The sequence below is a fragment of the Synechococcus sp. H55.2 genome (assembly GCF_047462495.1).
Classification (GTDB): Bacteria; Cyanobacteriota; Cyanobacteriia; order Thermostichales; family Thermostichaceae; genus Thermostichus.
The window spans coordinates 1-3,654 of record NZ_JANSJH010000085.1 but is presented as its reverse complement, the minus strand read 5'-3'; the positions used below and the strand labels follow the sequence as shown (position 1 = coordinate 3,654).

At 59.0% G+C, this 3,654-nt stretch carries 3 protein-coding genes and 2 pseudogenes; 1 reads left to right on the top strand and 4 read right to left on the bottom strand.

What is annotated here, in order from left to right; all coding sequences use genetic code 11:
• Positions 1 to 604: hypothetical protein (locus tag NW844_RS10100; RefSeq protein WP_414335326.1), on the bottom strand; the 604-nt coding region annotated here is incomplete at its 3' end.
• A gap of 33 nt (positions 605 to 637) precedes the next feature.
• On the bottom strand, positions 638 to 1,267 hold the full coding sequence (locus NW844_RS10095) for a cobalt-precorrin-8X methylmutase (RefSeq protein WP_414335343.1): 630 nt from the start codon (positions 1,265 to 1,267) through the stop codon (positions 638 to 640).
• Between the two features lie 194 nt (positions 1,268 to 1,461).
• Between NW844_RS10095 and NW844_RS10090 the strand changes: the two genes are divergently transcribed.
• Entirely contained in the window at positions 1,462 to 2,565 is a 1,104-nt protein-coding gene (locus NW844_RS10090; RefSeq protein WP_414335325.1) for an alpha/beta fold hydrolase, read from the top strand.
• Between the two features lie 109 nt (positions 2,566 to 2,674).
• Here NW844_RS10090 and NW844_RS10085 read toward each other — a convergent pair.
• Both NW844_RS10085 and NW844_RS10080 read right to left on the bottom strand, forming a co-directional pair.
• A pseudogene (locus NW844_RS10085) lies at positions 2,675 to 2,905 on the bottom strand (zinc ribbon domain-containing protein); the annotation flags it as partial.
• 18 nt (positions 2,906 to 2,923) lie between these two features.
• Positions 2,924 to 3,654 (bottom strand): annotated as a pseudogene (locus NW844_RS10080) (IS630 family transposase); the annotation flags it as partial.

The window sequence follows — 3,654 nt, the reverse complement described above, 5'->3', positions numbered from 1 at the left end:
CGGCGGCCCGCTGCTGTTCGGCCCGGATCTCGGCGATCTCGGCGGAGAAACGCTCGGCGGCCCGCTGCTGCTCGGCTCGGATCTCGGCGATCTGGGCTGTAAAGGCCTGCCGCATTTCCGTCATCTGGGCCTCAAAGCGCTCGGCGGCCCGCTGCTGTTCGGCCCGGATCTCGGCGATCTCGGCGGAGAAACGCTCGGCGGCCCGCTGCTGCTCGGCTCGGATCTCGGCGATCTGGGCTGCAAAGGCCTGCCGCATTTCCGTCATCTGGGCCTCAAAGCGCTCGGCGGCTTGTTGCCGCTCGGCCCGGATCTCGGCGATCTGAGCTGTAAAGGCCTGCCGCATTTCCGTCATCTGGGCCTCAAAGCGCTCGGCAGCTTGTTGCCGCTCGGCCCGGAGTTCGGCGATCTCGGCGGAGAAACGCTCAGCGGCCCGCTGCTGCTCAGCTCGGATCTCGGCGATCTGGGCTGCAAAGGCCTGTCGCATTTCCGTCATCTGGGCCTCAAAGCGCTCGGCGGCCCGCTGCTGTTCGGCCCGCAGCTCTTGAAGCTGTTCTTGTTGGAGCTGAAGGTTGCGGATCAGCCACTCCTCTTGTTCGGGGGTCATGGGAAAGGTCTGAAGATGTCGTTCCAATTCTAGTCAGTTGGGAATGGGATCCCGGCGAGCGGCCAGCAGCAGAGCATTGACGATGGCAGCGGCCACCGGGGATCCGCCTTTGCGGCCCTCCACCCGAATCTGGGGGACATCCGTTTGTGCCAATGCCTGTTTGGCCTCCTCCACGGCCACAAAGCCCACCGGCACCCCGATCACCAGGCTGGGCCGGATCCGCTCTGCCCGAATCTCTTCCACCAGCGCCAGCAGCGCCGTGGGCGCATTGCCGACAACAAAGATGGCTTCCGGGTAGCGGCGGGCCACCTGGATCATCCCCTGGGCAGTGCGGGTTTGCCCTGCCGCGGGGGGGTCTTCCACCCAGTCCAAAGCGCAATAGAGCGGGATCCCCTGCGCCTCAAGGCCAGCTTGGATCCCGGCAGCCACCATCCTCACATCCACCACCACGGGCCTTTGCTGCCGCAGGGCCGCCAGCCCCACCTCGACCGCCGTGGGGCTAAACACAAAGCGATCCCGCAGCTCAAAATCGGCGGTGGCGTGGATGGCGCGGCGCACGATCTCGTAGGGGATTCCTTGCCACGGGTGGGGGCCGATCTCTTGGTCGATCTGGCGAAAGCTGGCCGCCGTAATGGGGTCTATCCAAGCTGTCTCATCCATCATCTCAGCCATCGTGGGATCCACAGGCGGAGCCATGGTTCGGCTAGGGTGGTTTCTACGTCCTGCTGACGCGAGCAGTCTTGTTCGGGGAAAGTCGCGCAGAACGTCCAGAAAAGCTGTGCTCAAAAGGGTTACCTGAGAGAAACGCCCCTTTAGTTCCACTCTAGACGCCCCGAAGCAGCCGCTAAGATCGGTCTATGCTGGTGGAGATGGGCCTGTTGTTGTCACACGCTCCTCCCTTGCCTGAACCCAACTTTTCTCCCTCTGCTGCTGTCGGCGGGGCAAGCTCCCCTCCCCTCGCGCCGGCCCCCTCTTCGGTCGGCAACAGGGATCCCCTTGCCGTGCTCCCTCGCTATGGCCATTCCCAAACCTGGCTCTGGCGTGGCTGGTCTATCCATTTCACCTACACCCCCAGTCGCGCCCAAACCTCCAAGGGCCAGGTGAACTTGACGGCGGCTCCGGCCATCTTGATCCATGGCTTGGGAGCCTCGGTGGGCCATTGGCGCCATAACATTGTTCCCTTGGGATCCCAGCGCCCCGTCTATGCCCTTGACTTGCTGGGATTTGGGAAAAGCGCCAAGCCGGAGATCGCCTACAGCGTCGATCTGTGGGTGGAGCAGGTGTACGAGTTTTGGTATGCCCACATCCAACAGCCCAGCATCCTGGTGGGCCACTCCATCGGCGGGTTGGTGGGGGTGATCGCGGCTGCCCGCTATCCCCAGATGGTGAAGGGTTTGTGCTTGATCAGTTGTGCCGATGGGCCTCACCCGGAAGAATTGCCCTCTCCTTGGGATGCCCTGGTTCAAGCCCTTTGCGAAGGGATCCTGGCTGTTTTGGGCTGCCCGCTCACCTATCCCCATTTGTTTAACTGGCTGCGACAAACCGAGGTGCTGCGGGCCTGGATCAAAAATGTCTACAAACGGGACGAGCAGGTGGACGAGGAGTTGGTGCAGATCTTCCAGAGGCCTGCCTTTGAGCCGGGGGCAGCCCACGTGTTTTTGGATAGCCTGAGGGCCATCCTTTGCCGCCGCTTCGACAGCCCCAAGCGCCTGCTGCCCACCCTCAAAATGCCGATTTTGCTCCTCTGGGGCCAAGAAGATCCGGCGGTGCCCAGCTTTTTGGCAGACCAATTCAAGCGCTGGCAGCCGGCTCTTACCTTGGTGAAGCTGCCAGGGGTGGGTCACTGCGCTCACGACGAGCTGCCCCACTGGGTCAACGCCCTCATTGGTGAGTGGGCGGCCAGCTTGGAGACTTTCCCCGACTTGTCCACCCACCTTCGCAGGGATCCCGCGGCTGACTAGTCCAGCCAGTTGCCCTGCCAAGGTTCAGCAGTGCCCTCCCTGCTATCGATAAACTACCCCACCGCATAGGCGGGTGGGGTTTTAGCGCTACGCGCCGCTGACGCGAACAGTAGCCCTGCAGTTGGCAAGCCAACCACGGACCTCCAGGCTGGTTTATGGCAGCCACCAAAAGTGCAATGACGTTGGCACCGTTCAAATCTGCATCCCCTTCCTAGCCACAGGCCGGGTTCACACAACGAAAACGCTTCCCTTCCCGCTGGCCAATCCACAAACACCGGTGACAAGTCTGCGAGCTGTAGGCAGGCAGCACCACCACCTTTACCCCTGCTCTTGCTGCCTTGCACAGCCTGTTAAAGAATCAAGGGGTACAGTAGCAACACTTAGCAAACCAACTTCGGAAGCAGGATGGATTAATCAGTAGTAAAGAAGTCTGCACTATCTGCTCCAGGCTATACTTCCCAACTCTGGAAAACTGCCGAATAAAATGCTTCAAAACCGACCACATCATCTCAATAGGATTCAATTCCGGCGCATACACAGGCAGGTATAGAATTCGCGCTCCTGTCCCCCTAATCAATTCCTCAACTTCCCGACTCCTATGAATATTTAAATTGTCCATAATCACAACCTTCCTCGCATCTAGCTTCGGACATAACTCGCTTCTCAAAAACTCCAAAAAATCCCCTTTCTTCATCCCACCCTTGACGACACGACAGCCGACTACTCCCCTCAAGGAAATAGCTTCAATAACAGTATGCTTTTCCCCCTTATATCTCTGACGATAATGATAAGCCCTTTGACCGCGTGAACTCCGAGCTACTCCCCGTTCCATTCCCTCCCACACCCCTGTCTGGTCGAGAGCAATCAAATCCTCCACTGGAATATCTCTGACTTCTTGACTATAAGCTAGTCGTCCTCTTTGCACCTCCTCTTCTTGGACTCTCGCACTGTGGTAAGTCCTTTCTTAGAGTCATTCCTTACTTTTTCAAGAAATTTTGTATCGTGACAGTATTCACATCAATCTCTAAGCGTTTCCGCAACAGTTCTTGATATTGCCACAGGTAGAGGTCTGGGTGTTCCGCAATAATT